This window comes from Actinoplanes sp. OR16, from assembly GCF_004001265.1.
Lineage (GTDB): Bacteria > Actinomycetota > Actinomycetes > Mycobacteriales > Micromonosporaceae > Actinoplanes.
Genome location: NZ_AP019371.1, coordinates 8,308,811 through 8,333,204 on the forward strand (window position 1 = coordinate 8,308,811; position 24,394 = coordinate 8,333,204).

The 24,394-nt window shown below is 71.1% G+C and carries 26 protein-coding genes; 13 read left to right on the plus strand and 13 right to left on the minus strand.

Going from position 1 to position 24,394, the window contains the following annotated elements; genetic code table 11:
* Position 1 precedes the first annotated feature (1 nt).
* Positions 2-1,426, minus strand: a complete 1,425-nt coding sequence (locus tag EP757_RS38295) for a sigma 54-interacting transcriptional regulator (RefSeq protein WP_127553222.1) — start codon at positions 1,424-1,426, stop codon at positions 2-4.
* 113 nt (positions 1,427-1,539) lie between these two features.
* On the opposite strand from EP757_RS38295, the gene EP757_RS38300 reads away from it, so the two are divergent.
* From EP757_RS38300 to EP757_RS38310, 3 genes are read left to right on the plus strand one after another with little or no spacing between them, the layout of a single operon-like run.
* The gene (locus EP757_RS38300) at positions 1,540-2,358 is read left to right on the plus strand and encodes a PhzF family phenazine biosynthesis protein (RefSeq protein WP_127553223.1); all 819 of its coding nucleotides are present in this window, start codon (positions 1,540-1,542) and stop codon (positions 2,356-2,358) included.
* 29 nt (positions 2,359-2,387) lie between these two features.
* Complete coding sequence (locus tag EP757_RS38305) at positions 2,388-2,819, plus strand: PPOX class F420-dependent oxidoreductase (RefSeq protein WP_127553224.1); 432 nt, start codon at positions 2,388-2,390, stop codon at positions 2,817-2,819.
* A gap of 24 nt (positions 2,820-2,843) precedes the next feature.
* A complete protein-coding gene (locus EP757_RS38310) occupies positions 2,844-4,466 on the plus strand; it encodes an ABC-F family ATP-binding cassette domain-containing protein (RefSeq protein WP_127553225.1) in 1,623 nt (540 codons plus the stop codon).
* Between the two features lie 71 nt (positions 4,467-4,537).
* Here EP757_RS38310 and EP757_RS38315 read toward each other — a convergent pair whose 3' ends face one another.
* From EP757_RS38315 to glgA, 4 genes are all read right to left on the minus strand, one after another.
* Positions 4,538-5,032, minus strand: coding sequence for a hypothetical protein (locus EP757_RS38315; protein WP_127553226.1), 495 nt, complete (start codon positions 5,030-5,032; stop codon positions 4,538-4,540).
* A gap of 195 nt (positions 5,033-5,227) precedes the next feature.
* On the minus strand, positions 5,228-6,487 hold the full coding sequence (locus tag EP757_RS38320; protein WP_127553227.1) for an alpha/beta fold hydrolase: 1,260 nt from the start codon (positions 6,485-6,487) through the stop codon (positions 5,228-5,230).
* Between the two features lie 9 nt (positions 6,488-6,496).
* Complete coding sequence (locus EP757_RS38325) at positions 6,497-8,095, minus strand: glycoside hydrolase family 10 protein (RefSeq protein ID WP_127553228.1); 1,599 nt, start codon at positions 8,093-8,095, stop codon at positions 6,497-6,499.
* The gene (gene glgA / locus EP757_RS38330) at positions 8,095-9,306 is read right to left on the minus strand and encodes a glycogen synthase (protein WP_174262488.1); all 1,212 of its coding nucleotides are present in this window, start codon (positions 9,304-9,306) and stop codon (positions 8,095-8,097) included. The genes EP757_RS38325 and glgA overlap by 1 nt, the downstream gene beginning before the upstream one ends.
* Positions 9,307-9,372: 66 nt before the next feature.
* Here glgA and EP757_RS38335 point away from each other — a divergent pair, with 66 nt between their 5' ends.
* From EP757_RS38335 to EP757_RS38345, 3 genes are all read left to right on the plus strand, one after another.
* The gene (locus EP757_RS38335) at positions 9,373-10,938 is read left to right on the plus strand and encodes a GGDEF domain-containing protein (RefSeq protein WP_160166010.1); all 1,566 of its coding nucleotides are present in this window, start codon (positions 9,373-9,375) and stop codon (positions 10,936-10,938) included.
* Between the two features lie 87 nt (positions 10,939-11,025).
* A complete protein-coding gene (gene glgC / locus EP757_RS38340; protein ID WP_127553230.1) occupies positions 11,026-12,258 on the plus strand; it encodes a glucose-1-phosphate adenylyltransferase in 1,233 nt (410 codons plus the stop codon).
* Positions 12,259-12,299: 41 nt separating this feature from the next.
* A complete protein-coding gene (locus EP757_RS38345; protein WP_127553231.1) occupies positions 12,300-13,463 on the plus strand; it encodes a hypothetical protein in 1,164 nt (387 codons plus the stop codon).
* Here EP757_RS38345 and EP757_RS38350 read toward each other — a convergent pair.
* The 5 genes from EP757_RS38350 to EP757_RS38370 all read right to left on the minus strand — a co-directional run bounded on the left by EP757_RS38350 (position 13,437) and on the right by EP757_RS38370 (position 17,493).
* A complete protein-coding gene (locus EP757_RS38350) occupies positions 13,437-14,438 on the minus strand; it encodes an AraC family transcriptional regulator (protein WP_127553232.1) in 1,002 nt (333 codons plus the stop codon). The two genes, EP757_RS38345 and EP757_RS38350, sit on opposite strands and share 27 nt — an antisense overlap.
* A 10-nt stretch (positions 14,439-14,448) precedes the next feature.
* Complete coding sequence (locus tag EP757_RS38355; RefSeq protein ID WP_127553233.1) at positions 14,449-14,823, minus strand: phospholipase; 375 nt, start codon at positions 14,821-14,823, stop codon at positions 14,449-14,451.
* Positions 14,820-16,211, minus strand: a complete 1,392-nt coding sequence (locus tag EP757_RS38360) for a DUF4331 domain-containing protein (protein WP_127553234.1) — start codon at positions 16,209-16,211, stop codon at positions 14,820-14,822. The genes EP757_RS38355 and EP757_RS38360 overlap by 4 nt, the downstream gene beginning before the upstream one ends.
* A 20-nt stretch (positions 16,212-16,231) precedes the next feature.
* Positions 16,232-16,510 (minus strand): hypothetical protein, encoded by a 279-nt coding sequence (locus EP757_RS38365; RefSeq protein ID WP_127553235.1) that lies wholly within the window; start codon positions 16,508-16,510, stop codon positions 16,232-16,234.
* 83 nt (positions 16,511-16,593) lie between these two features.
* Positions 16,594-17,493: a lytic polysaccharide monooxygenase gene (locus EP757_RS38370; RefSeq protein ID WP_127553236.1), complete on the minus strand. Its 900-nt coding sequence runs from the start codon at positions 17,491-17,493 to the stop codon at positions 16,594-16,596.
* A 139-nt stretch (positions 17,494-17,632) separates the two neighbouring features.
* Here EP757_RS38370 and EP757_RS38375 point away from each other — a divergent pair, with 139 nt between their 5' ends.
* From EP757_RS38375 to EP757_RS38390, 5 genes are all read left to right on the plus strand, one after another.
* Positions 17,633-18,001: an FKBP-type peptidyl-prolyl cis-trans isomerase gene (locus EP757_RS38375; protein ID WP_127553237.1), complete on the plus strand. Its 369-nt coding sequence runs from the start codon at positions 17,633-17,635 to the stop codon at positions 17,999-18,001.
* A gap of 104 nt (positions 18,002-18,105) precedes the next feature.
* Positions 18,106-18,375: a hypothetical protein gene (locus EP757_RS38380; protein WP_127553238.1), complete on the plus strand. Its 270-nt coding sequence runs from the start codon at positions 18,106-18,108 to the stop codon at positions 18,373-18,375.
* Positions 18,372-18,695, plus strand: coding sequence for a hypothetical protein (locus EP757_RS38385; RefSeq protein ID WP_127553239.1), 324 nt, complete (start codon positions 18,372-18,374; stop codon positions 18,693-18,695). Before EP757_RS38380 ends, EP757_RS38385 begins: the two co-directional genes overlap by 4 nt.
* Positions 18,696-18,750: 55 nt before the next feature.
* Positions 18,751-18,927, plus strand: coding sequence for a hypothetical protein (locus EP757_RS43110; RefSeq protein WP_160166011.1), 177 nt, complete (start codon positions 18,751-18,753; stop codon positions 18,925-18,927).
* Positions 18,924-19,448 (plus strand): GNAT family N-acetyltransferase, encoded by a 525-nt coding sequence (locus EP757_RS38390; protein ID WP_127553240.1) that lies wholly within the window; start codon positions 18,924-18,926, stop codon positions 19,446-19,448. The genes EP757_RS43110 and EP757_RS38390 overlap by 4 nt, the downstream gene beginning before the upstream one ends.
* Before the next feature lie 78 nt (positions 19,449-19,526).
* Here the strand turns inward: EP757_RS38390 and EP757_RS38395 are convergent, their stop codons facing one another.
* Together EP757_RS38395 and EP757_RS38400 are read right to left on the minus strand one after the other, a co-directional pair.
* Positions 19,527-20,402: a hypothetical protein gene (locus EP757_RS38395; RefSeq protein ID WP_127553241.1), complete on the minus strand. Its 876-nt coding sequence runs from the start codon at positions 20,400-20,402 to the stop codon at positions 19,527-19,529.
* 55 nt (positions 20,403-20,457) lie between these two features.
* Positions 20,458-20,667: an RNA-binding S4 domain-containing protein gene (locus EP757_RS38400; protein ID WP_127553242.1), complete on the minus strand. Its 210-nt coding sequence runs from the start codon at positions 20,665-20,667 to the stop codon at positions 20,458-20,460.
* Positions 20,668-20,769: 102 nt separating this feature from the next.
* Between EP757_RS38400 and EP757_RS38405 the strand changes: the two genes are divergently transcribed.
* A complete protein-coding gene (locus tag EP757_RS38405) occupies positions 20,770-21,585 on the plus strand; it encodes a DUF1775 domain-containing protein (protein WP_127553243.1) in 816 nt (271 codons plus the stop codon).
* A gap of 200 nt (positions 21,586-21,785) precedes the next feature.
* Here the strand turns inward: EP757_RS38405 and EP757_RS38410 are convergent, their stop codons facing one another.
* Positions 21,786-22,724, minus strand: a complete 939-nt coding sequence (locus EP757_RS38410; protein ID WP_127553244.1) for an exopolyphosphatase — start codon at positions 22,722-22,724, stop codon at positions 21,786-21,788.
* Positions 22,725-22,875: 151 nt separating this feature from the next.
* Here EP757_RS38410 and zwf point away from each other — a divergent pair, with 151 nt between their 5' ends.
* Positions 22,876-24,369 (plus strand): glucose-6-phosphate dehydrogenase, encoded by a 1,494-nt coding sequence (gene zwf, locus EP757_RS38415; protein WP_127553245.1) that lies wholly within the window; start codon positions 22,876-22,878, stop codon positions 24,367-24,369.
* Positions 24,370-24,394: the final 25 nt, after the last annotated feature.

Consider the following 24,394-nt stretch of genomic DNA (forward strand, 5'->3'; position numbering starts at 1 on the left):
GTCAGCTCCCGTAGAGGGTGCGGCCGTCGTCGGTCAGCTCCTTGGCGAGCCGTCTCGTCAGGTGCAGCCCCTCCAGGACGAACTCGACCCCGGACGCGGCCTGCCCCGGGCTCGGCGCGTCGCCGAGGCCGAGCCGGTCGAGCACCTTCGCCAGGCCGGGGACCGTGCCGATCTGGGCCAGCAGTTCCTCGGCGCTGACCAGCTCACCGGTCTGGATGATCGCGCCCTCGGCGACCAGGTCGGTGAAGCCGGACAGGTCGAGGCCGGCCAGCCGGGCCCGGAACGTCTCGGCGGTGGCGACCCGCAGCAGGTGCGCGAGGATCTCGGTCTCCCGGCCCTCCTCACCGCTCTCGAACTCGACCTTGCCGCGCAGCGTGGAGGTGACCGAGACGGCGTCGCAGATGCGGGCCACCGCCTCACGCTCGCCCCGCAGACCGGCCCGGCGCAGCGCGGACGCGGCGACGGTCTCGGCCGCGGTGATCGCGAACCGGGCGGAGACGCCGGAACGGGCGTCGACCGACGGCGACTCGCGGACGCCGCGGGTGTAGCGGGCCAGGACGTCGACGAGGTGCTCGGGGACGGCCGCGACCAGGGCGGCCTCCTGACGGATCAGGGCGGTCTCCAGCTCCAGGTCGACCGGGTAGTGGGTGCGGATCTCGGCGCCGAAGCGGTCCTTCAGCGGGGTGATGATCCGGCCGCGGTTCGTGTAGTCCTCCGGGTTGGCCGAGGCCACCAGGAGCAGGTCGAGCGGGAGGCGGAGCTGGTAGCCCCGGACCTGGATGTCACGCTCCTCGAGCACGTTGAGCAGCGACACCTGGATGCGCTCGGCCAGGTCGGGAAGCTCGTTCACCGCGAAGATGCCGCGGTTCGTCCGGGGCACCAGGCCGAAGTGGATCGTCTCCGGGTCACCGAGGGCACGCCCCTCGGCCACCTTGATCGGGTCGACGTCGCCGACCAGGTCACCGACGCTGGTGTCCGGGGTGGCGAGCTTCTCGCCGTAACGCTCACCGCGATGCAGCCAGGAGATCGGCAGCAGGTCACCGGTCTCCTCGGCCAGCCGGCGCGACGCCGGGGTGAGCGGGTGGTACGGGTGTTCGTGCAGCTCGGACCCGGTGATGAACGGCGTCCACTCGTCGAGCAGGCCGATCAGCGACCGGATCAGGCGGGTCTTGCCCTGGCCGCGCTCGCCGAGCAGCACCATGTCGTGCCCGGCGAGCAGCGCCCGCTCCACCTCGGGAAGGACGGTGTCGTCGTAGCCGACGATGCCCGGGAAGCGCTGCTGCCCACTGCGCATGCGGTCGAGCAGGTTGTCGCGCAACTCCTCCTTGACGGTGCGGAACTCGTGCCCGGTGGCACGCAGCTCGCCCAGAGTGCGCGGCAGGTCGGCGGGAGGAATGGGTGTGATCGCGGAAGGAGCCTCTGTCACCGCACGAACGCTACTCCGCAATCATGACGATCCACGATTGTGACGCCGGACGCGTCCAGCCGCGCGGGATTGGCTCTGGCTCACCCCGGCTGCCGCGGCGCAGGCTCAGCCTCATGACGAACATCGACAGGTACGTGGCATTCAGCACGGATCCGCAGGGCGGCAACCCGGCCGGCGTGGTCCTCGACGCCGGTTCCCTGACCGACGCCGCGATGCAGGAGATCGCGGCCGAGGTCGGCTACTCCGAGACCGCTTTCGTGACCGGCCGGGACGCCGGCGGCAAGCTGCGGGTGCGCTACTTCAGCCCGCTCGCCGAGGTGCCGTTCTGCGGGCACGCCACCGTCGCCACGGCGGTGGCGCTCGGTGACGGCGACCACGTCTTCGTGACCAACGCCGGCGAGGTGCCGGTCCGGGTCGCCGCCGGGGTCGCGACGCTGACCAGCGTGGATCCCTCCGTCGCCGAGCTGCCGGCCGGTGACCTGGCCGCGCTGCTGGCCGCCCTCGACTGGCCGGCCGGGGATCTCGACGACGCGCTGCCGCCCCGGATCGCCTATGCCGGGGCGTACCATCCGATCCTCGCCGTGACCAGCCGCAAGCGCCTCGCCGAGCTGGACTACGACATGCCCGCGCTGAAGGCGCTGATGCTGGATCGTGGATGGACGACGGTGCAGCTCGTCCACCGCGATGGCGAGGACCTCTTCCACGTACGGAACCCGTTCCCGGTGGGCGGCGTCTACGAGGACCCGGCCACCGGAGCGGCAGCCGCCGCGTTCGGCGGTTACCTGCGAGAACTCGGCATCGTGCCGGCCGACGCGACCGTCCGGCTGCACCAGGGCGACGACATGGGCCGGCCGAGCCGCATCACGGTCCGTCTCGTCGCGGGATCGCCGGGCGTGCGGGTCAGCGGAAACGCCGTGCCCATCGAGGAATAACCCGTCCGGGCCGGAGGCTGGCAACAGTCATGACGGCAACCCAGTTCGACCCGCGCACGCTGCTCGCGGAGAGCCGGATCGGTGTCCTCGCCACCATCAAGGCGGACGGCCGGCCCCAGCTCTCCCCGGTCACGCCCTATTACGACCGGGAGGCCGGGGTCATCCTGGTCTCGATGACCGAGGGCCGGGCCAAGACCGCCAACCTGCGCCGGGACCCGCGCGCCACCCTCGAGGTGACCAGCCCGGACGGCTGGGCCTGGGCCACCGCCGAGGGGATCGCCACGCTCACCGGGCCGGGCAGCGATCCGGCCGGGCCCGAGGTGGAGGCGCTCGTCGACTACTACCGCCGGGCGGCGGGCGAGCACCCGGACTGGGCGGAGTACCGCTCGGTCATGGTCGCCGACCGGCGGGTGCTCATGACGATGACCGTCGATCACGTCTACGGGTCCCGCCTGCGCTGAGCCCGGTAACTAGGATGGCGTCTGATGAGCGCCACCATGATCGCCCGGGAACTCGCCGCGGGGCACGGCGACCGCACCCTCTTCTCCGGGCTCGACCTCGTGGTCGCCCCCGGTGACGTGATCGGTCTCGTGGGGGTGAACGGCGCCGGGAAGACGACTCTCCTGCGTACCCTCGCGGGGTTGATCCCCACGGAGAGCGGCAGCGTCACGCTCAGCCCGCCCGGCGCCAACGTCGGATACCTGCCTCAGGAGCGCGAACGGCGGCCCGGGGAGACGGTCCGGGACTTCCTGGCCCGCCGGACCGGGGTCGCTGCGGCGCAGACGGCGATGGACGCTGCCGCCGAAGCCCTCGCCGTCTCCGCTCCCGGGGCCGACGACCTCTACGCCGCAGCGCTGGAACGATGGCTGGACCTCGGCGGGGCCGATCTCGACGAGCGTGCCGGATCGTTCGACCTCGGATTCTCCCTGGAACTGCCGATGACCGCCCTCTCCGGCGGCCAGGCGGCCCGGGTCGGCATGGCGTCGTTGCTGCTCAGCCGCTACGACGTCTATCTGCTCGACGAGCCCACGAACGACCTCGACCTGGACGGGCTCGCGCAGATCGAGGAGTTCGTGCAGGGTCTGCGGGCCGGTTGCGTGGTGGTCAGCCACGACCGGGAGTTCCTCACCCGTACCGTCTCCAAGGTCCTCGAACTGGATCTGGCTCAACAGCAGGTCCAGCTGTACGGCGGTGGATACGCGTCGTACCTGGAAGAACGTTCCCGGGCGCGCGCGCAGGCCCGGGCCTCGTTCGAGGAGTACGCCGACAAGAAGGACGAGCTGCTGGAACGGGCGCGGACGCAGCGCGCCTGGATGGACAAGGGCGTCCGCAACGCGCGGCGCAAGGCCCCGGACAACGACAAGATCGCGAAGAGTCAGCGGGGCGAGACCAGCGAGAAGCAGGCCGCCAAAGCCCGGCAGACCGAGAAGATGATCGAACGTCTCGACGTCGTCGAGGAGCCGCGCAAGGAGTGGGAACTCCGCATGGAGATCGCGGCGGCGCCCCGGGCCGGCGCGGTCGTGGCCGTCCTGAACGACGCCGTCGTGACCCGTGGATCGTTCACCCTCGGGCCGGTCAGCCTGCAGATCGACTGGGCCGACCGGATCGCGATCACCGGCGCCAACGGGTCCGGCAAGTCGACGCTGCTCTCCGCACTGCTCGGCCGCGCCCCGCTGAGCTCCGGCACCCGGCACCTCGGCCCGGGCGTCGTCGTCGGCGAAGTGGACCAGGCGCGCGGGCTCTTCCTCGGCGACGAGCCGCTGATGACGGCGTTCGGGGCGGCCGTTCCGGCGTTCTCCGACGCCGACGTACGCACCCTGCTCGCCAAGTTCGGCCTCCGCGCCGCGCACGTGATGCGGCCGGCCTCCACCCTCTCCCCCGGCGAGCGCACCCGGGCGGCGCTCGCGCTCCTGCAGGCCCGCGGGGTGAATCTCCTCGTCCTCGACGAGCCGACGAACCACCTCGACCTGGCCGCGATCGAGCAGCTGGAGTCGGCACTGAGCAGCTATACGGGCACGTTGCTGCTGGTCACGCACGATCGCCGGATGCTGGAGGCGGTCGCCACGGATCGCCACCTGTCCGTGGACCACGGCAAAGTGACCGGCTGAAATCCCTCCGCCGGCTGTGACTCATGGCTGCCCGGACGCGAGGTGGACAGCCATGAGGCACAGCCGGCAGGTCAGCAGTTGAACTTGAAGCGCTCGTCCGGGCCGATCGCGGTGGCGTCGGAGCGGACCACGTCGGTACGCCGGCCGCCACCACCCACGGCCGTCAGGTAGTTGCCGCTCGGCGTGCGGATCGCGGACCATCCACCAGCGATCGGAACCACGCCCATCCTCTCGGTGGCGCCGACCGTGGTGGCGTTCGAGCGGATCGGGTCCGTACGCAGGCCGCCACCCTTCACGACGGTGATGTAGTTCTTGCTGGCGGTCCGGACCGCGAACGTGGTGGCGCTCAGGGCGATCAGCTGGAACCGTTCCGCCGCGCCGACCGTGGTGGCGTCGGTGCGCACCACGTCGGCGGCCCGGCCACCACCGTCGACCGCCGTGACGTAGTGGCCGCTGCGCGTCTGGATGCTGCAGTTCATCGCGGCCGGCGGGGCAGCCGCGGCGGGGGCGGTGACGAGGGTCGCGGAGACCGCGGCGGCAGCGCCGATGGAGAGAACACGTGGCATGAGATAACTCCCGATTTGCCGGTTTTGTCCGCTTAGCGTAGGGCAACCCCGGTAGGTGGATGGGAGGGGCGCGCCGGTCACCTCGTCGGCCCTGCACGCCTGACCGGGCCGCGCGATGCCGCGTCGATGCGCCGCCGGGGACCAGCGCGGCGTCGCCGAGCTGCTGCGGGAGTGGGGCTCCACAGCCCTGAAGCGCTAGCGCAACCCGGCGGCCATCTCGAAGAGGTGACCCAGCACCGCGTCCCCGGACGTGCGGAGGCCGTCGTGCTCGTGCTCGTTCGTCACCCAGGTACGGACGTTGCCGACGAACGCGGCGGTCTCCAGCGACAGGCCGGCGTCGACGTACATGTCGTCGGCGTAGACCGCGGCCAGCACCGGCACCTCGTTCGCCGCGAGACGGTCCAGCTCGTAGAGATCGGGCCAGTCGTCGGCGGCCGCCAGCAGCTCGGCGGCCCCGGCGAACGGGCGCAGCGCGGCGATCTCGGAGAACATCCAGGGGTACATCATCTCGCCGGTGAAGAGCAGCGGGCTCGCGTCCCCGGCGAACGCCGGGTACGCGCCGAGCGCCCGGGACGCCGCCCACCGGGTGGGCCGGCCGGGCCGGCCGTAGCAATACTCCTGCAGGGCGAAGAGCGGCGTGTCGACGAACGCGGTCTGCTGCAGGACGCCGTGCAGGAACGTGTCCGACAACTCCGGGCCGTGCAGGGCCTCCTCGAAGAGCCAGTGCACCTGGGCGGCGCCGTAGCTCATCCCGAACGCGTTCCCGAGCAGCCGCAGCCGCCGGGTCGTCAGGCGATCACCGTCGGGCAGCCGCACATCGCCGGCGTCCAGCAGATCAGCGACCGCCCGGACCCTGCCCACGTCGTCCGGGAACGCGCGGTAGAAGGCCGCGTTCTTCGCCGCCACCCGCGGATAGGTCCGGGCGTAGACCTCGTCGGCGGTCGCGGTGAGCCCGGGCAGCCCGCCGGTCACGTAGCAGGTGCGCAACGACCCCGGCGCCATCGACAGGTAGGACATCGTGATGAACCCGCCGTAGCTCTGCCCCAGCGTGTCCCACCTCGCGCCGCCGGCGACCTTCTCCCGCAGGATCTCGGCGTCCGCCACGATGCTGTCCGCCCGGAACAGCTTCAGGAACGCGGCGAGCCGGTCGGCCGGCATGTCCCGCACGGTCCGCGCGGTGATCGGCGTGCTGCGCCCGGTCCCCCGCTGATCGAGCAGCAGGATCCGGTGGGTACGCGTCGCGCGCGCCAGCCAGCTGTCCGCCCGCAGCGGCCGGGGCGACTTGCCGCCCGGCCCGCCCTGCAGGTAGAGCAGCCAGGGCAGGTCGTCACCGACCCGATCGGCGGCCACCACCTCCCGGGCGAAGATCTCGATACCGGCCACACCGGGCTTGCGGTGATCGAGCGGCACGGTCACGGTGTGGTCGGCGAACCGGAGTCCGGGATGAGCGCTCACGCCGCCACCCTATGGCCCGGCCACGGTGAGCGGCGCGCTGATCGCACTCTCGTTGCCGGACCGGTCGAGGGCCGACAGGCAATATGTTCCGCCACCGGCCGGCGGCTTCGGATCAGCGACGGCGGTCCCGTTCCGGCCGGTGGAGACCAGGGCGCCACCGCGATAGAGCGCCCAGCTGACACCCTCGGCACGGGCCGTGAACCGCAGCTCGCCACCGTCGCCGCGCTCGGCCGCGGTGATCTCCGGCGCGGGTGGCGGCGTGGCGGGCAGGCGATCCATCCGGGGCAGCAGGGCCGGCGTCGCGTAGTGCGCGGCGCGGTACCGGGACACGGCGCCGAGCGGATCGTCCCGCACCTGTTTGGCGCTGAAGTGGACCTGCCCGTTCACGCCGAACTCGTCGTTCAGCCTCATCTGCCGGTCGAGTTCGGCCGGATCGCTCCAGTCGCCCTTCTCGCCGACCCGGTAGTCGGCCATCCCGATGTAGAGCTGCACGCCGGTGCCCTTGACCGTCTTCGCCCACCACGGCAGCACCTTGGCGTAGTCCGCCTTGTCGAAGCCGATCGTCCAGTACAGCTGCGGGACGATGTAGTCGAGCCAGCCCTCGCGTACCCACTCCCGGGTGTCCGCGTAGATCGCGTCGTAGCTCTCCAGGCCGCTGGTGTCGGAGCCCTCGCCGCCGTTGCGCCAGATCCCGAACGGGCTGATCCCGAACTTCACCCACGGCTTCAGCTCGGCGATCCGCTCGTGCATCTCCCGGACCAGGGTGTCGACGTTCTCCCGCCGCCAGTCGGCCCGCGACTTCCCGCCACCATATTTCTTGAAAGAGGCGTCATCGGGGAAGTCCTGGCCTTTTTCCGGATAAGGGTAGAAGAAGTCGTCGAAATGGACGCCGTCCACGTCGTACTCCGCCACCGCCTCCAGCATCGCGTCCTCGACGAACTCGCGCGCCTCCGGCACACCCGGGTCGAAGTAGAGCCGCCCGGTCTTCCCGGTCGGATAAGCGATCCGCCACGAAGGGTTCGCCTTGAGCGGGTGGTTCGGCGCGAGCTTCGCCAGGTCGGTTCCGGCCCCGGCCGGCGCCGGCTGGGTTCCGCGGTACGGGTTGAACCACGCGTGGAACTCCAGGTTGCGCTGATGAGCCTCGTCGACCATGAACGCCATCGGGTCCCAGCCCGGATCGCTGCCGTCGAGCTTCCCGGTGAGGAAGTTCGACCAGGGCGCATACGACGACGGCCAGAACGCGTCGCCGCTCGGCCGGACGTGCACGAAGATCGCGTTGTGGTTCTGCGCGACGGCGAGGTCCAGCCACCGGATATATTCGGATTTAACCGTTTTCTCCGGCAGGCCGGGCTTCGACGGCCAGTCGATGTTGTAGACCGTCGTCAGCCACATCCCCCGCAGCTCCCGCGGCGCCTTCACCTTCACGGTGCCGCACTCCCCCACAGCGGTGGGGGCGGGCGCGGCGAGCACCGGAACCGGTTCGGGGCCGCTCGACGCGTCGAGCGGCTGGTAGAACGCGGCGCGGACCAGGCCGACACCGAGGACGCCGACGGCGAACAGGACCGCGGCGAGGAGCATGGCGAGGCGAAGCGGGGGGCGTCGAAGCATCAGAGGACCGAACGATAGACCTCGAGAGTGTCCTCGGCGATCCGGGCCCAGCTGAAGTGGTCCACCGCACGGCGGCGACCGGCCTTGCCCATCGTCTCGGCGAGCGCCGGGTCACGCAGCACGCGGGTCAGCGTCGCCGCCAGGTCGGCCACGAACCTCTCCGGGTCCACCGGCGTCCCCGTACCGTCCTGAACCTGCTCGATCGGCACCAGCAGGCCGGTCTCGCCGTCCTTGACCACCTCGGGGATGCCGCCGGTCGCGGTGGCGACCACGGCGGTCTCGCAGGCCATCGCCTCCAGGTTCACGATGCCCATCGGCTCGTAGATCGACGGGCAGACGAAGACCGTGGCGTGCGTGAGGACCTGGATGACCTCCTGCTTCGGCAGCATCTCCTGCACCCAGACGACGCCCTCCGGGTCGCGGGCCGCGCGCAGATCCGCCGCGAGCCGGGAGACCTCCGCGGCGATCTCCGGGGTGTCGGGCGCGCCGGCCAGCAGGATGATCTGGGCGTCCGCCGGAAGATCATGACAGGCCTTCATGAGGTACGGCAGACCCTTCTGCCGGGTGATGCGGCCGACGAACACGACACTCGGCCGATTCCGGTCGATGCCGAGCCGGTCCACCACGTCGGTGCCGTGATCCGGGGAGTAGAGCGCGGTGTCGATCCCGTTGTAGACGACCTGGATCCGGTCCGGGTCGACCGAGGGATAGGCGCGCAGCACGTCCCGCCGCATCCCACCGGAGACCGCGATGATCGCGTCGGCGCTCTCGATGGCCGTCCGCTCGCAGAAGGAGGAGAGCGCGTACCCGCCGCCGAGCTGCTCGGCCTTCCACGGGCGCAGCGGCTCCAGGCTGTGCGTGGTGATCACGTGCGGGATGCCGTGCAGGAGTTTCGCGGTGTGCCCGGCGAAGTTGGCGTACCAGGTGTGGCTGTGCACCACGTCGGCGCCGGCTGCCCCGTTCGCCATCTCCAGGTTGACGCCCATCGTGCGCAGCGCCGCGTTCGCCCCGGCCAGCTCGGCGATCTCCGGGTACGCCGTGACGCCCTCCTCGTCGCGGGGCGCCCCGAAACAGTGGACCCGCACGTCGGCGAGCCGTCGCAGGTCACGGGTCAGATATTCGAGATGCACGCCGGCGCCGCCGTAGACCTCCGGCGGGTACTCACGGGTGATCAGGTCGGCGCGCAGGCGTGGAGTCCCGGAAGCGGTCACGATTCGCAGGATAGCCAAAGTGCGGACGGGCCAAAGGTCGGCGGTCCCGCTGACGATGGAATGGCCGTGAACCGGCTCTCGGCGGCGTACCTGCTGATCGGCGTGGCGCTCGTCGCCGCCGCCGCCACCGGATGGCAGGCGTGGGGCGCCGTCGCGGTCATCGGCGTGGAGGCCTCGGCCTGCGTCGCCGTGGTCGCCGGCATCCGGCGGTACCGGCCGGCCGCCGCCCTGCCCTGGTGGCTGCTCGCCGGCTCGGGCGCCGCGTTCACGGCGACCCACACGGCCGACGTGCTGCACGCGCCCGCGCCGATCTACCTGGCCGCGGTGTTCGCCTCACTCGGGTTCTTCACCGCCGCGCTGCTCATCCTGGCCCGGGGCGTGAGCCGGCCCGGGCAGCACCGCGCCAACCTGCTCGACGGCCTGATCGTGCTGCTCGGCCTGCTCGCCGGGATCTGGTCGTTCATCACCGGCCCGGTGCTCCAGGACCGCTGGGACCACCCGCCGTCGATCCTGATGTTCGCGGCCTTCTCCCTGCTCGGCCTGCTGCGGATCGCCGCCGCAGCGGTCGTCCTGCTGGCCGGTGACCCGCGCAACCACGCGCACCGGCTGCTGCTCGCGGCCGCCACGATCCAGCTGGCCGCCGACACCGCGTACGCCAGCGGGCTCGCCGCGAGCCCGGCAGCGCAGCCCTGGCAGCACGCCGCCTGGACGTGCGGTCATCTGGTGGCCGGCGCGGCGGCGCTGCACCCGCACATGGCCCGCCTGGAACCGGGCCGCGGCTCGCAGACCATCTCCCGGACCCGGCTCGTCCTGTTCACCGTCCTGACCGCCCTCAACCCGCTGACCACCGGCGTGGCGGCGCTGCTGTTCCACCCGTTCGGCGCGCCTCCGCCGGGCGACGGCGGCGCGCGGCGGCTGAGCCTCTTCATGATGCTCAACGAGTTCCTGATCCCGCTGCTGCTCAGCGCGGGTGTCGCGGTTCTGCTGCTGCTCCGGATGGGCCTCCTCGGCAGCCTGGCCCAGCGCCGCGCCGACGCCCTGGACGCGGCCCTGCGCGAACAGGCGTCTCTCCGCGCCGAGCTCGAACACCGGGCCAACCACGATCCGCTCACCGGCGTGGGCAACCGGGCCGCGTTCACCGCCGGGCTCGAGGCCGCGATGACTCCGGAGCCGGGCAACCGGGGCTGGCTCGTCCTGGTCGACCTGGACGGCTTCAAGCAGGTGAACGACACCCTCGGCCATCCGGTCGGCGACGCGTTGCTGGTGGCGCTGGCCCGCGAGTTCCGCGACGCCGTCCCCGCCGCCGCGGTGTCCCGCCTGGGCGGCGACGAGTTCGCCCTGCTGATCCCCGGTGACGCCGTTCCGGCGCCCGGCAGCGCCGACCTGATCGGGGGCGACGGGGTGGCGGCCGCGTCGGTGCTGCTCGACGTGGCCGGCCGGGAACGTGTGCTCGCCGGGCATCCGGTGCGGGTGTCGGCGAGCATCGGCGTGCTCGACCTGGATGACGCGGACTGTCCCGAGAGCGCCCTGCGGGACGCCGACGTGGCTCTCTACGCGGCGAAGGCGGCCGGGCGCTCGCGGGTGCGGATCCACCACCCCGGCGCGACCGGCGTGCCCTCGCCGGTAGCCTGAATCGCAAGTGCCCGGCAGCCGAAGCAAGATATTTCCAACCGCTCTTTCGGGTGGCGAACCAGCGGCCGGAAAGTTAGCGTCCTTCCCATGGCTGTCAAGGTGCTTGCGATCGTTCTGGCTGGTGGAGAAGGCAAGCGCCTGATGCCCTTGACGGCGGACCGGGCCAAACCCGGCGTGCCATTCGGCGGCATCTATCGCATGATCGACTTCGTTCTCTCGAACCTCGCCAATGCGGGGTATCTGAAAATCGTCGTCCTGACGCAGTACAAGTCTCATTCGCTCGACCGGCACATCTCCAAGACGTGGCGGATGTCGACGCTGCTCGGCAACTACGTGACGCCCGTCCCGGCGCAGCAGCGGCTCGGCCCGCGCTGGTTCGCCGGCTCGGCCGACGCGATCTATCAGAGCCTCAACCTGATCAACGACGAGTCGCCGGACTACGTCATCGTCTTCGGCGCCGACCACATCTACCGCATGGACCCGAAGCAGATGGTCAACGACCACATCGCCTCGGGCGCCGCGGTGACGGTGGCCGGCATCCGCCAGCCGCTGTCGATGGCCGACCAGTTCGGCGTGATCGACGTGGCCGAGGACGGCAAGAAGATCAAGGCGTTCCGGGAGAAGCCGAAGGACGCGACGGGCCTGCCCGACTCGCCGGACGAGGTCTACGCCTCGATGGGCAACTACGTCTTCACCACCCGGGCGCTCTGCGAGGCGGTCTCCGCCGACGCGCAGAACCCGGACAGCAAGCACGACATGGGCGGCAACATCATCCCGATGCTGGTGGAGCGCGGCGAGGCGAACGTCTACGACTTCCGCGACAACGACGTGCCCGGCAGCACCGACCGCGACCGCGGCTACTGGCGTGACGTGGGGACGCTCGACTCCTTCTACGACGCCCACATGGACCTGATCGCCACCCTGCCGATCTTCAACCTCTACAACCACGACTGGCCGATCCTGACGAACTACGGCGCCTGGCCGCCGGCGAAGTTCGTGCACGGGTACGACGACCGCCAGGGCCGCGCCATCGACTCGATGATCTCGCCCGGCGTGGTCGTCTCCGGCGCGCTGGTCGAGCGCTCGGTGATCTCGCCGAACGTCCGGGTCAACTCGTGGGCGCACGTGGACGGCGCGGTGCTGATGGAGGGCGTCTCGGTGGGCCGCCGCGCGGTGGTCCGCAACGCCATCATCGACAAGAACGTGGTGATCCCCGAAGGCGCGCAGATCGGCGTCGACCTCGACCGGGACCGCAAGCTCTACACGGTCAGCGACAACGGCATCGTGGTGATCGGCAAGGGTCAGCGGGTCGAGCTTTAGGGGCATTTACGCTGGCCACTGCGTTTTCGTAGGCTGAGGCGGTGGACTTCACCACCGCCACCCGGCACCTGTGTGCCGCGGCGTACCTCGACGAGGACTTCCGGGACACCGTCCTCCGCGAGGTCTACCAGCAGCCGTACCGGGCCGTCGCACCGTCCTACGGGTTCACCCTCGGCCCGGTGCTCGGCCACTGCCTGCGGGCCCGGACCGTCGCGCTGATCCGCGACGGCCTGGTCGTCGTGATCGTCGCGGCGGCGGTGCTGACCCGCTGGCTGCCGGCGCTGCTGCTGGTCGCCGGCTGCTCAGCCGGCTGGCACCTCTGGCGCCGGTCCCAGCTGCGGCTCTTCCGGCCCGGGTCGGTGCCCTCCTCCCCCGCCGTGACGGCCCGGATCACCGAGATCGAGCGGCTGCAGTACGGCAACACGGTGATCCACGACTTCGACCCGTACGTCGGCGCCGGCGAGGTGATCGGCAACTGGGGAGTGATCCGGTCGCTGCCGGGCTGCCCGCCGTTCGCCGCCGACGAACTCGTCGCGCACCTGGGCACCTGCCTCGGCTCGCTGGTCGGTGGCCCGGGCGCCGACCCCACCGGCTCGATCCCCGGCCTCACCGTCACCGACCGGGTCTTCCTGGCCGGCACCGAGGCCCGCCGGCTCAACCCGATGATCTCCCCGCACGAGATCAGCCGGATCATCCGGAATCCCGCGCCGCCGGCCCGCCACCACCTCGCCTGCCAGGTCGTCTCCAGCGGCGGCGAGGTGGTCACCACGGTCCACGTGCACGTCGCGATGCAGGCGCGCTCGCTCTACCTGGAAGCGGTCACGACGGTGCTGCTGCCGTGCCACGAGGACTACCGGGCGGCCGACCGGGAGGATCAGCCGCGCTGGTGGCGGGTGCTCGGTGAGGGTGTCGCGCTCGCGCCGGGCGTCGCCCTGCGGGCTCCGGCCCGCCTCATCCGGTCATTGCCCGGCCTGCGTCAGCGGTTCCGGTCCGCGGAGGGCGTCACGCCGGGTTTCGATCACGGTGCGATCCTGGGGGTACGGGAGATGGCCGCGACCGCCGGACCCGGGTCGCTGGAGCGGCATCCCGACGTGCGCAAGCACCAGCGGCTGATAGAGCACCGGGTCCGCGCGGCGGTCCGGGACTTCCTGGAGGCCCGCGGCGTCCTCTGCCCCGACCTAGCCCCGGCCCCGGAGTGTGTGTGACGGGCTGACACCGAAACGCTCCCGGTAGGCGCCGGCGAAACGGCCCAGATGGGTGAAACCCCACCGGTACGCGACCTCGCTGACGCTCGCCTGCCCCGGGTCGGAACGGGACAGCTCCGCGTGCACGCCGTCGAGGCGTAACCGTCGCAGGTACGTCAGCGGCGGCATCCCGACGTGCTGCCGGAACGACTCCTGCAGCACCCGGACGCCGACGCCGGCGACGGTCGCGAGGTCACGGATCGTGTACGGCCGCCACGGCTCGGCGTGCATCACGTCGAGCGCCCGTTTCACGGTGCGTGGCCGGTACGGTCCCTGCAGGCCGGCCGGCTCCTCGCCGTACGGATGCTCGACGCTGAGGGCGAGGCCGCTCACCACCATGTCCCGCCAGCGGGCCGCCATGCGTGGCTGGCTCGCCAGCGCATCCGGCCCGCGCAGCTCGGTCAGCAGCAGCCGGACCAGCGCCGCCCAGGTCCGCCCCGGCCCGTCGACCAGGTCGAAGCTGGCGCCGAGCGGCAGCGGCGAGACGACCCGCTGGTCGAGGGCCGCGTCCAGCTCCCGCTCGAGCGCGGCCCGCTCCACCTTGACGCTGAGCAGCCGGCAGCTGCCCGGCCAGTCCAGCTCGATGCCGCCGGTCGGCCGGTAGACGGCGGCTCGGGTGGGGTCGGCGTAGACCACCGCGCCCCGGTGCCGGGACCGGAGCATCCCGGTCAGCGGCACCAGCACGTGATAGGCCGTCCCCAGCGCGCCGATCGACACCCGGATGTCGGTGCCGTAGCACACCTCGCCGAGTGTGATCGGGCCGAGCAGCACGACGTCGGCGCTGAACAGGAAGCGCGCCGGGTCGCCGACCGGCTCGATCCGCAACGGTCCGTAGTAGAGCTTGCGGCAGAACGCCCGGGCTTCGTCCACGTCGGTGGTGCGCAGGGTGACGTGGACCGGGGTCTCCGCCCCCGGGGTGACGAAGCCGCTCGCCATGGCGTCCAGACTAGACCGTCAGCAGCGTCCTTCCGGGGACGGCGGCGGCGGGCCAGGTGAACTCGGCGACCGCGCCACCGCGCACCTCGATCTCGGCGAGCGGCTCGTCGCCCTCCTGCCAGATCAGGTACCGGCCCTCCGGCAGGGCGTCGAGGACCACGCAGAAGGTGACGCCACCCCGGACGTAGCGGGCCCGGACCGCCGCGTGGGTGCGCTCGCCCGGCGTCGCCACCGGGCTGACCTCGATCTCGTGGCCGTGCAGGTGACCCGGCGTGTGGATGATCATCGCGCCGATGTCACCACCGATGTTCAGCATCACCGTGCCCTGCCCGGAGGGCGCGAGCGTGTGGTGATGGTGGTGGCCGTGGCCGTGGCTGTGCGTCACGAGGGGTTTCCGAATCCGTCGAAGGGGGTGCCCAGGAAGGGGAACTTCTTCAGCAGGCCGGCGCCGGAGTCCTTGATGCTCAGGCCCTGCTCGACCAGGGCGGCCGCGGCGTCCGGCTCGAAGTCGGCGTTCACCAGCGGCACGGTGACGCCGGCGATGGCCCGCAGCGAGATGGAGACCACGTCGTCGGCGATCCGGCGGCCGTTCGGGAATCCGGCGAGGTCACCGCCGACCACGCCGAACTTGTTCTCCTTCTCGGCCGGCGGGATGGCCGTGTTGAGCCGGAGCATGTCGGCCTGCAGTTCGCCGGTGTTGTTCTGGAAACCGTCGATCAGGCCGTCCGGGATGCCGGTGAGCAGGATCGCCAGCAGGTCGGCGCGGGGCTCCTTGGTCTTGTTGAGCGCGTCCAGCTTGTCGAACAGACCCGGGTAGAGCACCGGCAGCAGCGCGCCGAGTTCCGGGGTGGCGACGAACTCGGCGAAGCGCTTGTCCTCGCTCGGCGGCAGGCTGTTCCACTTGTCCTTCTGCGCCATCGGCACGATGACCTCGTTGAACAGCGGGTTGCCGAGCCGGGAGACCTGCACCTGCGGGCCCACCACGACGTCGTTGCCGTCGGAGTCGCCGCGCACCTCGACCTGCCGGCGGCTGGCCGAGGTCCACACCCCGATGACCGCTCCGGCGTCGCGTCCGCGCACCCGCTTCTTGCCGTCGCGCCGGACCATGTGCAGCGGGATCTGGATGGCGATGCTGTGCACGTTGGTCTTGTCGGTGGCGTTGACGGCCTTGCCGGCGTAGTTGAACAGGTTCTGGCCGACCAGGTGCTTGTCCTGGAACGGGCGCAGCGTGCCCAGGTCGAAGATCGCGCCCAGGTCGACGAAGAACGCGTCGGCACGCTGACCGGCGAAGACCTTCTCGCCGGACTTCAGCTTGTGCACCGCGTCCTCGGCGAGCTTCTCGTAGTCGGGGATCGACAGCGGGCCGACGTTGCAGGGCGGGCACGGCAGGCTCTTCGCGAGGACCGTGCTCTTGCCGTGCGAGTCGACCTTCGTCACCGAGTAGAACTGCCGCCGGTTCCAGTTCTCGCTGTCCAGCGACTCGATCGGCCCGGTGTTGTAGAGGAAGGTCCTGTCGTTGCGCAGTTCGGTACGGAACCGGAACTGGTAGGTGACGTCCGGCCGGGCGTCGCCGTTCGCATCGATGTGGATCTCGTAGAGCACGTCGTCGCCGAACTCGAAGAAGTTCGGCCCGCTCGCGGGCAGCTGCAGCGGCACGTAGTTGGCGATCAGCGTGACCGTGTCCGGATCGTCGGGGCTGACGAAGGCGTACAGGTCGGAGCTGTCCGCCACCGGATCCTTGCTGATCTCCGGGGCTTCGCGGTGGGAAGACATCGTCGCGTTCTCCTGAAGTCTCAGCGGCCTGCGGCCTTGAGAAGCTGGGCGGCCAGCTTCCTGTCGGTGATGATCTTGCGCTTCTCACCGGAGAAGACGTCGATGGTGCCCTTGTTCGCGTCGCGGAGGGAGATCACCAGTGGCGCGCCCTTCTCCGTGTCGCCACTGCCGTTCTCGCCGGCGAGGCTGAGACCGGCCACCGAGACCGCCGAGACGCCGACGCCGGTGGCGGCGACAGCGAGTACCCGGCGCCGGGAGAACAGCGGGCGGCTCTGGCTGCGATAACGAACCCGACTCATGCTTGGCCTTTCGTCGTCACTGGGGGGCCTGACGGGCAATGCGTTGTCGACGCCCGTCAGTACGAGATCCACACACCGGCGGTTCAACCGTTTTTGCGGCGGCGCACCCGATTGAGGACCGCACCCCCGGTGACCAGGGCGGCTGTTGTGAGCGCTCCCAGAATCAACCAGTGACCGATATTCACCATCGTCGTGTCATTGCTCGCCGGCGCCGCCTCGATCACCGGCGGTTCGGTGGTCTCCTCCGGGACCTCAGGCTCCGCGGCCGGCTCCGCACTCGGCGCCTCGCTCGGCTCCTCGGTGGGTGCCGCCGTCGTCGGCTTCGGTGTGGCCGATTTCGTCACGGCCGCCTTCGTGACCGCCGCCTTGGGGAAGATCACATCCGAGCAGGAGTAGTAGGTGTCCGGCGTGCTCGACGTCTCCCACACCACGTAGAGCAGGTGCCGGCCGGTGCGCTGCGGCAGGGTCACCTTCATCCGGTACGCCCCGCCGGTCAGTGGCGGATCCTTGATCTCGGCCAGGGGCTCCGCGCCGAGGTCGTCCCAGCTCAGCTTCCCGGTCGGCTGGTAACCCGGCTTCGTGATGTAGATGCGGAAGCTCCCCTGGTGCGGGATCGTCCCGCGATAGGACACCGGCAGCCGCTGCCCGGACTTCACCCGGGTGGCCGGGAAGTCGTCGCGGGCCAGGTCGAGGCCCTGGTAGAGGTCGATCCCGGCACTGCACAGCTTGCCGTCCGGAACGCGATCGCGATCCTTGCCGTTCACGTTCGCGAGCCTGACGTTGTCGTACGCCCCCAAGCGCCCACCGGTGGCCTCGCGCGCGGCGACGCAGGCCGCCGCCCCGGTCTTCGACCCGTTGCCGGCGCAGGCGGCGCTGCGGCTGATCGGCGTGACCGGCGCGCCGTGGGCGAGGGCGGCGGTGGGCACGGCGGGTACCGAGGCGAGGGCGAGCAACCCGAGGGCGGCGAGACGGCGGACTGACACGGGGCACTCCTGGACAGCGGCGTGACGTGGCCGGGCGGATTCCCGGCCACCCGGAGGTACGTACTTCGGGCACCGCTCGTTCAGCGGGCGAGAAGCTGTGATTGCATGGCCGGTGTCCGGTAAGAACTCAGGAGGATTCATGACCAAGCCTGACGTCGGCCCCATCCCCGACGCCCCCGCCAGCGAACTGCTGATCGAGGACATCGTCGAGGGCGAGGGCCAGGAGGCGAAGCCCGGCGACTTCGTCAGCGTCCACTACGTCGGCGTCGCACAGTCCACCGGCAAGGAGTTCGACGCCTCCTACAACCGCGGTGAGCCGTTCGGCTTCCGTGTCGCCGGCCAGCAGGTCATCCAGGGCTGGGACGAGGGCGTGGCCGGCATGAAGGTCGGCGGCCGCCGCCGTCTCGTCATCCCGCCTCACATGGGCTACGGCTCGCGCGGCGCGGCCGGCGCGATCAAGCCGAACGAGACCCTGATCTTCGTGGTGGACCTGCTCCAGGTCCACTGATCTCCGGCTCGTGGAGAGGCCCGTCCGGTTCGCCGGGCGGGCCTCTCCGCTGTTCGCGGTGGTCCCGGCTCGACGCTGTCAAACGAACGTCTTACGCTGGGGGCGTGGGGTACGAGTGGCTGACAGCGGCACTGGCTGCCCTGCGCGACGTCGAGACGTGGGAAGTGACACAGGTCCTCTCCGCCAAGCTGCGGCTGCCGATGGCCGCGGAGAGCGCCGGGGTGCACTTCCTGACGATCAGCGGGCGGACCGAGTCCGGCCGGCCACTGGTCGTCGCGGTGCGGCTTCTCGGCGGGCACCAGCAGCAGATCATCGGGGCCCGCGAGATGACACCGGACGAGTTGGCGCGGTTCGAGGCATGGGAGGCGTCATGACCCAGCAGTACTCCGACGAGCAGCTCGGCGCGGCGGCGGCGGCGTTCGCCGCGGGCGCGGTGACATATGACGAGAGGACCCGGGTGGCGCTGCCCCCGATCCCCGAGACCGAGCCGATGGTGCCGCTCGGCGTGCGGGTCCCGCCCGCGCTGGCCCAGCGGGTCCGTGCCGCCGCGGACCAGGCCGGCGTCCCCTATTCACAGCTGGTCCGGGAGTGGATCGAGCTGGGCCTCACCGACATGGCGGGCGACCTGACCGTCTCGGTGGCGGTGCTGCGGCGGGCGATCGCGCACGCCGCCCAGACCGGTCACGCGGCCTGAGACGGCGCGGCCTGAAACAGCGCCGCTTGCAACCGAACGGGGCGACCATGGGCCCATGGCTGAAGAACACCACACCGAGCCGCCCCTGAAGGTCCACGGCGACAAGCTGGCCGAGGCCTTCATCCAGGCGCACCTGGTCAACGCGCCCGAACTCCCGCCGCACCCCAGCGCGAAGCTGCCCGGCCGCCACCCCGCCGCCGCCGAGCGGCAGCATGCGCATAATGCGGTGTGACCCCGGTACGCACCGCCTCCACCGCTGACCTGGACACCGCCGAGCGAGCCGCCGTCCGCGGGCTGCTCGACCTGGCGTTCGACGGTGAGTTCGCCGACGAGGACTGGGACCACGCACTCGGCGGCCTGCACTTCATCGCGTACGAGGACGGCCGGCCGGTCGCGCACGCCGCCGTGGTGCAGCGCCGGCTGCTGCTCGGCGACCGGACGCTGCGCTGCGGCTACGTGGAGGCGGTCGCGGTGCATCCCGGGCGCCGGCGGCACGGGCTCGGCGGTCTGGTGACGGCCGCGGCCGAACGGGTGGTGGATCGGGCGTACCACCTCGGTGCTCTCTCCGCCTCGGAGGACGGCCACGCCCTCTACACCACGCGCGGGTGGCGGCTCTGGGACGGTCCGACGGCGGTGCTCGCGCCCTCCGGGGTGACCCTGACCCCGGAGGACGACGGCAGCGTGTTCACCCGCGGGCTCAGCGGCGGCAGCGGGCCGCTCGTGTGCGACTGGCGCGACGGCGACGTGTGGTGACCACCTTCGTGGGTGGCTTCACGCCGGTGTCGTGCGCGTCCTTCTCCCCGTCGAACTCGAACGGGTCGTCGAACGGGGTCATTCGGCGCTCCGGAGCGACTCGCAGCCGGACTCGTCGGGCAGCAGCGGGCGGAACGTCACCGACCACTGCTTGCCGGCCGACTCCCACGGGGTCTGCTGGTTCGCCTTCGCGGCGGCGGCCAGGACGGCGTCCTTCTCCGCGCCCGTGACGGCCAGGCAGTTCACTCCCGCGTCGGAGTTCAGCGCCTCGCCGGGCAGCTGCGGGCCGGGCCAGGTCACCGGCTTGCCACCCAGGTCGTCGCCGGGCTCGGTCCACGGCCGGGCGATCGCGGCGACTTCCTCGGCGGCGTACGGCTGCGAGTCGGCGCCGAGACCGGCCAGCTTGTCGACGAAGGTCTTCAGCTTCTTCCGGGCCGCCTGGTTCGCGGCGGTCAGCGAGCTGTCGTCCGGCTGGGCCTCGTTGAGGGCGACCACGTCGACGCTCTGCTTGCCGTACCCGGTCACGACCGTGACCAGGGTGCTCGGGATGTCCGCGACGTTCGGCTGGCCGAAGTCGGCGCCGGTCTTCACCCCGGCCTCGCCGGCCTCGGCAGCGAGCTGCGTGACCTCCTCCGGCGTGATCCGGGCGACCTGCAGGTTCGGCAGGGCCGGGCCGGGATAGATCAGCGTGGTCGGGCCCTCGGTGATCACCCGGCCGTCGGCGTAGACGCTGACCAGCGGGAGCCGGCCGGCCAGGAACTGCGGTGGGACGAAACCGCCGCGGTACTGCACGCGCAGCACCACGGCGTCGGCATCGGTGCCGGCACGGGCACTCTCGGTGACCGGGTCGCCCGAGGAGGGCTCACCGGCCGAGCCGGCGGCGCCGGGCTGGGCGCAGGCACCCAGCAGCATCAGCATGGGGATGGCGGTCAGAAGGCCGCGGGTTCGGGTCATGCTGGGTACGACGAGGCGACCGGCACGCCGGTTCCGTCCCGATTCGCATTTTCCCCTAATGGGCGACCCGCGCGCTGCGGCCCTGGACCTCGACCACGTCGCCGGGGTGGAGCTGGCGGCCCCGGCGGGTGTCGGCCTCGCCGTTCACCTGCACGTCGCCGGAGGCAATGAGGATCTTGCCTTCGCCGCCCGTCTCGATGAGGTCCGCCAGTTTGAGGAACTGACCCAGGCGGATCATGTCGCTGCCGATGGATACGTCTCGCATACGGCCATCATCCTGTACGGGAAACGATCTCGAAAACTTCCCGGGCCGTCGTTGAACCATCCGGGCCGGTGATCCGAACTACATGTCGTGAGGCATCTGGGGATGGCCCGCCGTGCGGGCGTGCTGACCGTGGTTTCCGCTGCCGCCGTGCTCGCCGCGGCCGGCCCGGCCGCGGCCGACGTGACAGTGAGCCCGGCGAGCGCGCCGCAGGGCAGTGGAGCGAACCTGACGTTCCGCGTGACGAACGACGGCGCCGAGCCGATCACCGAGGTCACGCTGAAGATCCCGGCGGACTCGCCGATCGCCGAGGTGTATCCGCTCTCGGTGAACGACTGGGCGCCGAAGATCAGCTGGCAGAGGCTGAGTCAGCCGCTCGCGCAGATCCACGGCGCGACACCGGTCGACGAGGTGCCGAGCGCGATCACCTGGATCGCGGTGAACGGCACCGCCATCGCTCCGGGGGAGTCGGCCGACCTGTCCGTGGCGCTGGGACCGCTGCCCACGCTGAGCTCGGTCGCCTTCACCCTGGACGGCAGGTACGCGGACGGCTCGGCCGCGCCGGCCATGCCGCCGGCGTCGCTGTCGCTCACCCCCTCCGACGGGACGGCGACGACGAGCCACCACGGTGGGACCGGGACGACCGGGACCGACGAGACCGGGGCGCTGAGCCCCGAGGAGCAGGCCGCGTACAACGACATCCTGGCCGAGAGCGACGGGCCGACGGTCGTGTCGCTGGCCGGCTGGGGTGTCGCCGCGCTCGCGCTGCTCGGCGCCGGATGGGCGATGCTGCGCAACCGGCACCGGGCGAGCGAGGACGAGCCGGAGCCGGACGACGGCGAGCCGGACGCGGCGGCCGCCGGCGCGGACAGGGAGCCGGTCGCGGCCGGCAGTGGCAGCAAGTGGGCCTTCAAGGGCTGAGAGGACTCCGACGCAGGCCGGGTCCTGCGAGCGGGAACCTCACGCGGGTGGGCGTGAGGATGTCGTGGCCAGCGCGTGGGGCGCGAACCACGACCGGCGGGTGGGGCCCCGGGCAAGGCCCGTGATCCGCGCGTCGGGCGGTCGTTCCCTTCCGGGAACGGCCGCCCGCACGGCTTCTTCCTCGTACGCGGGAAGGTCCTTCAGACGGTGACCACCCGCTCGGTCCGCAGAGCGTCGATGATCTCGCGCTCGACCCTCTCGGATTCGTCGTGCGGGACCTGGCAGGTGCCGGCCGCGATGTGCCCGCCGCCGCCGTAGCGCAGCATGACCTCGCCGATGTCCACCGGTGAGCTGCGGTCGAGGATCGACTTGCCGCAGGCGAAGACCGTGTTCAGTCTCTGCCGGCCCCAGATGATGTGCACCGAGACGCGGGCCTCGGGGAAGAGCGCGTAGACCATGAACCGGTTGCCGGCCTCGATGACCTCCTCGTCGCGGAGGTCGACGATCACCACGTCCCCGTCGACGTGGCAGACCCGGTGCAGCTGCTCGACGAAGCGCGCCGAGCAGTCGTGGAAGAGCTGGGAGCGCTCGGCGACGTCGGGCAGGCTGAGGATCTCGTGCACGTCCTGGTGCTCGATGCAGGCGTCGATGAGCTGCATCATCAGCTGATAGTTGCTGATCCGGAAGTTGCGGAAGCGGCCGAGGCCGGTCCGGCTGTCCATCAGGAAGTTCAGCAGCGTCCAGCCGGTCGGGCTGAGGATGTCGGTGAGCGAGTAGTTCGCCGAGTCGGCCTGGTCGACCGCCCGCATCAGGTCGTCGGAGACCCCCGGGAAACGCGCCCGGCCCCCGTAGTGGTCGTAGATCACCCGCGCGGCCGACGGCGCGTCCGGGTCGATGATGTGGTTCGGCAGGTCGCCGGCGTTGCGCAGCGTCTCGGAGTGGTGGTGGTCGAAGACCATGTGCGCGCCGGGCGCGTACGGGAGGTTGGTGAGGATGTCCCGTTCGGTGATCTCCTCGACCCCGTCCTGCACGTCTTTCGGGTGCACGAACTTGATGTCGTCGATCAAGTCCAGCAGACGCAGCAGCACGGCGCAGACCAGACCGTCGAAGTCGCTGCGGGTCACGAGCCGGTACTTCACGGGTCCCCCTCGGTTGCCAGACCTTTGGTACCAGTTTGCCACTTTTTTCGGTATGGCCCTGCTCGCATCGCGGTATGGATGTGAACCCCGGCCACGTTGCCGCCGTAAGGTTCAGACGGACGTAACGACCCGGTCGGAGGACACGCAGACCATGGACCAAGCACCTCAGCTCATCCAGGAGCGCAGCGCCCCGCCAGCCACGCTGGTGATCTTCGGCGCCTCCGGTGACCTGACCCGCCGCAAGCTTCTTCCGGCGGTCGAGAGCCTGGCCCGGCACAACCGGCTTCCCGACCAGTTCGCCCTGGTCGGCGTGGCGCGGACGCCGATGAGCGACGAGCAGTTCGCGGACAGCGCGCTGGGCGGGCTGAACCTCGCGGACAAGCGCCAGCTGGCCGGTGGCATCCGGTACGTCGCCGGCGGCTACGACGACCCCGAGACCTTCAAGCGCCTCGCCGAGACGCTCGACGAGCTGGACGCGCAGCGCGGCACCTCCGGCAACCGGCTCTTCTACCTCTCCACCCCGGCCGGCGCGTTCGAGCCGGTCATCTGCGGCCTGGCCGGCGCCGGGCTGAACCAGGAGACCGAGAACACCTTCTCCCGCCTGGTCATCGAGAAGCCGTACGGCCGGGACCTCGCCACGGCCCGCGAGCTCGACGGCGTCGTGCACAGCGCGTTCGAGGAGTCGCAGGTCTTCCGCATCGACCACTACCTGGGCAAGGACACCGTCCAGAACGTGCTGGCGCTGCGGTTCGCCAACTCGATCTTCCAGCCCATCTGGGACCGCTCGTGGGTCGACCACGTGCAGATCACCGTTGCCGAGACGCTCGGCGTCGGCACCCGCGGCGGCTTCTACGAGCACGCCGGCGCGATGCGCGACATCGTGCAGAACCACGTGCTCCAGGTCCTCGCGCTCGCGCTGATGGAGCCGCCGGTATCGTTCGAGGGCGAGAACCTGCGCAACGAGAAGGTGAAGCTGCTCCAGGCGATCCGGCTCCCCACCGACCGGGACATCGCCGACGCCGCGGTCCGCGGGCAGTACACCCGCGGCGGCACCCGCCAGGAGCTGATGGCCGGCTACCGCGAGGAGATCGGCGTCGACCCGCTGTCGCGCACCGAGACGTACGCGGCGATGCGCCTGAACGTGGACAACTGGCGCTGGGCCGGCGTCCCGTTCTACGTGCGGACCGGCAAGCGCCTGCCCGCCCGGGTCACCGAGGTGGCGCTGCAGTTCCAGCGTCCGCCGCACCTCCCGATCCCGACCAGCCAGCTCACCGAACTGGACGCGGACGCCCTGGTCCTGCGGATCCAGCCGAACGAGGGCATCTCGCTGCGGTTCGGCGCCAAGGTGCCCGGTCACTCGTTCCGGGTGCGGACCGCGTCGATGGACTTCTCCTACGAGAACACCTTCGTCGAGGAGTCCCCGGAGGCGTACGAACGGCTCCTGCTCGACGCCCTGATCGGCGACGCGTCGCTCTTCATCCGCAGCGACGAGGTGCAGCAGTCCTGGCGGGTCGTCGACCCGATCATCGAGCACTGGGCGAACGACAGGTCGCCGATCCCGACCTACGAGGCCGCCTCGTGGGGCCCGACCGACGCCGACCGGCTGATCGGCCGCAACGGCCGTAAGTGGCGAAACGCCGTCTAGGTTTCACAACCGCGCGGTACGGGGC

Excerpts from the sequence above, each read along its gene's own strand:
- EP757_RS43110 (WP_160166011.1), top strand. The coding sequence starts at position 18,751 with ATGGCTGAAGAACACCACACCGAGCCGCCCCTGAAGGTCCACGGCGAC.
- EP757_RS38315 (WP_127553226.1), bottom strand. The coding sequence starts at position 5,032 with ATGCCACGTGTTCTCTCCATCGGCGCTGCCGCCGCGGTCTCCGCGACC.
- zwf (WP_127553245.1), top strand. The coding sequence starts at position 22,876 with ATGGACCAAGCACCTCAGCTCATCCAGGAGCGCAGCGCCCCGCCAGCC.
- EP757_RS38385 (WP_127553239.1), top strand. The coding sequence starts at position 18,372 with ATGACCCAGCAGTACTCCGACGAGCAGCTCGGCGCGGCGGCGGCGGCG.
- EP757_RS38325 (WP_127553228.1), bottom strand. The coding sequence starts at position 8,095 with ATGCTTCGACGCCCCCCGCTTCGCCTCGCCATGCTCCTCGCCGCGGTC.
- EP757_RS38305 (WP_127553224.1), top strand. The coding sequence starts at position 2,388 with ATGACGGCAACCCAGTTCGACCCGCGCACGCTGCTCGCGGAGAGCCGG.
- EP757_RS38360 (WP_127553234.1), bottom strand. The coding sequence starts at position 16,211 with ATGTCTTCCCACCGCGAAGCCCCGGAGATCAGCAAGGATCCGGTGGCG.
- EP757_RS38300 (WP_127553223.1), top strand. The coding sequence starts at position 1,540 with ATGACGAACATCGACAGGTACGTGGCATTCAGCACGGATCCGCAGGGC.
- EP757_RS38395 (WP_127553241.1), bottom strand. The coding sequence starts at position 20,402 with ATGACCCGAACCCGCGGCCTTCTGACCGCCATCCCCATGCTGATGCTG.
- EP757_RS38365 (WP_127553235.1), bottom strand. The coding sequence starts at position 16,510 with ATGAGTCGGGTTCGTTATCGCAGCCAGAGCCGCCCGCTGTTCTCCCGG.
- EP757_RS38310 (WP_127553225.1), top strand. The coding sequence starts at position 2,844 with ATGAGCGCCACCATGATCGCCCGGGAACTCGCCGCGGGGCACGGCGAC.
- EP757_RS38405 (WP_127553243.1), top strand. The coding sequence starts at position 20,770 with ATGGCCCGCCGTGCGGGCGTGCTGACCGTGGTTTCCGCTGCCGCCGTG.
- EP757_RS38375 (WP_127553237.1), top strand. The coding sequence starts at position 17,633 with ATGACCAAGCCTGACGTCGGCCCCATCCCCGACGCCCCCGCCAGCGAA.
- EP757_RS38400 (WP_127553242.1), bottom strand. The coding sequence starts at position 20,667 with ATGCGAGACGTATCCATCGGCAGCGACATGATCCGCCTGGGTCAGTTC.
- glgC (WP_127553230.1), top strand. The coding sequence starts at position 11,026 with ATGGCTGTCAAGGTGCTTGCGATCGTTCTGGCTGGTGGAGAAGGCAAG.
- EP757_RS38350 (WP_127553232.1), bottom strand. The coding sequence starts at position 14,438 with ATGGCGAGCGGCTTCGTCACCCCGGGGGCGGAGACCCCGGTCCACGTC.